At 37.2% G+C, this 2,126-nt stretch carries 2 protein-coding genes and 1 pseudogene; all 3 read right to left on the bottom strand.

What is annotated here, in order from left to right:
* Positions 1–120: 120 nt before the first annotated feature.
* Positions 121–690 carry a hypothetical protein gene (locus ACZ3HG_RS22960; RefSeq protein WP_465334608.1) on the bottom strand — a complete coding sequence of 190 codons (570 nt, stop codon included), beginning with the start codon at positions 688–690 and terminating at the stop codon, positions 121–123.
* 125 nt (positions 691–815) lie between these two features.
* Positions 816–1,394, bottom strand: a complete 579-nt coding sequence (locus ACZ3HG_RS22955) for a hypothetical protein (RefSeq protein ID WP_465334606.1) — start codon at positions 1,392–1,394, stop codon at positions 816–818.
* A pseudogene (locus tag ACZ3HG_RS22950) lies at positions 1,381–2,126 on the bottom strand (hypothetical protein); the annotation flags it as partial. The pseudogene ACZ3HG_RS22950 and the gene ACZ3HG_RS22955, both read right to left, overlap by 14 nt.

Raw genomic sequence — 2,126 nt, 5'->3', positions numbered from 1 at the left:
AATACTTCAGCCACAGAGGATTATTCTCGCCCACTTTCTCAGGGTTATTGAGGAACTCCGGCAGGTTATCGTCCATGATGACGCACTCAATGATTACCTCTTAAAAACACATTAAAAATATCATGGTAAGTATTTATCGACATTTTCATCACTCCCTGTATCAACCTCACAACGCGATGAAACTAACTTAATTAATCTATCATTTTTAAAATCATAAGCGGAGTTAGCACAACGTGATCTTAAATCTTTCGCTTTTTCCGGGCGATTCTGCCCAGATATCCATATCATGGTACTATTTGGATAGTATTCTGCATCAAAGTAATCTGGAGATGGAGTTACGTTATCAATTGTTGAGTAATATTTTGTATTATTATTAAACGCTGGAAGTTCTGAAACTATTTTTCCAGTTAACTTATCTATTATCCAGCCACACACCCAGCCATCATTACCACAACCTTGTGGCGACGTTCCATTCTTGCTAAGGATTACTCGATAGTGACCTGCAAAATTAACAGGCTTTAGAATCTCCATTTTAATATATTGCTTCCATTTTTCAGAATAGTGACCTTGCCTTTCGGTAAAATGAAATTTACTAACAAAAGGTCCAGAACTAACAGGCTCTGCAAAATCTGGAAATTGTGGATTATTATTTTTACCAGCATTTACTGAGAATGTAATGCAATGCAGCAATAAATAATGTATTTAATTCCTTTTTTTGGCTCATCAAGTACACTTGCTATTCATCTTAAGGTAGTGTGTGCTTTACCTATGCCATTAGCCTTTGATTTTATAACGTTAGTAATAACACCTTAGGCTTAATTTCTATTATTATCACAACCGACTGATGATATTTCATAAAACTTTCCATTGGAAAATTTATATTTAGAGTATGCACATTTCCTGTCCTCAGGTGATAAATCACCATGCTTATCCTTCGGTGTATTCTCACCGCCAACAAAAATTAACGTTCTATTGGGATAATACTCAATATAAAACGGATCAGGTGAAGGCGTTCCATTATCTATTATTGAAAAATAGGCTGTATTCCCATTGAAATCAGGCAGTTCAGAGACTATTCTGCCGGTCATTTTATCTATAATCCATCCACAAACCCATCCCTTTGCACCACATTCGCCTGGGAACTCCCCTTTGTCGCTAATATATAGTCGATAATGGCCAGCAAAATTAACTGTCTTCTTTAATTCATCAGATAAAACCCCCTTCCATTTTGCCGATGATTTTTTCTGATTTGGGGTCAGTTTCAACGCAGAGGAAAATGGTCCTGAAATGACTTTTATTGGATAATTATTGAATTGTAAATCGGAATTATCATTTGCCGAAAGAGATAGTGAAAAAATCATTAACAGAGTAAATAACATGTTAATTATTTTCATTTTTTGATTCCTCAAGAATATTAACCATATCACTTGGCATTATATGGGATTTATTAATACCGTCACCAGAGTAATAAGAGACGCCTTCCGCATGAGCATACCTTTTTTTAGGAATAGGTTTACCACGTTTGTCTGTTTTTATAGTGCCATCATCCTTACGTTCAAATTCTGTTTTAGAGGGGGTTATTTCCGCTCCATTCCGAACACCTGCCGAAGCAAACTCCTTTGCCCAGTCATATATGGCACTCTCTACACTACCACTACCTTCCAAATACCTTATAATTGCAGGTCGCTTTATTTTTATTAAATACTCTTCGAATATTTTATCCTGTACTTCCTCATCATACAATAAACTTACGTCAAGGTTTAAGTATTTAACAGCCTCTTTTAAAGTGTCTGGGGTGATTTGGAACCTTCCCGTAGCAAATAATCCATTAGAAGTTGGATTTGCTTGGGAAATCATGACTTGTCTAATGGTCATTTCATTCAGATTAGTCTTGTAGTGAGGTGCATAAGTAACATGAACATTATAAGCCGAGTAATCATTCTTAGATTCCACTTTACCAAGAAAATCCCCAAACTTACTGTGCGCCCAACCTCGTTTCTTCGTCCGACGTAATGCCCCCAAAAACATCACCGGGTGCATATGCCACAGCGACGGCCCCAGCTTCTCCGTCGTCACGTCCTGCATCCAGGTCAACTTATCGAGGAATGCTTCACTGTACTTCTTCC

The sequence above is a fragment of the Erwinia sp. PME.40.26/001 genome (assembly GCF_055556675.1).
Note: the sequence above shows the minus strand (reverse complement) of the source record. Positions and strands in the feature narration are given on the sequence as shown.

Bases quoted from the DNA above. Each gene is read 5' to 3' on its own strand.
- ACZ3HG_RS22955 (WP_465334606.1), bottom strand. From the start codon at position 1,394: ATGAAAATAATTAACATGTTATTTACTCTGTTAATGATTTTTTCACTA.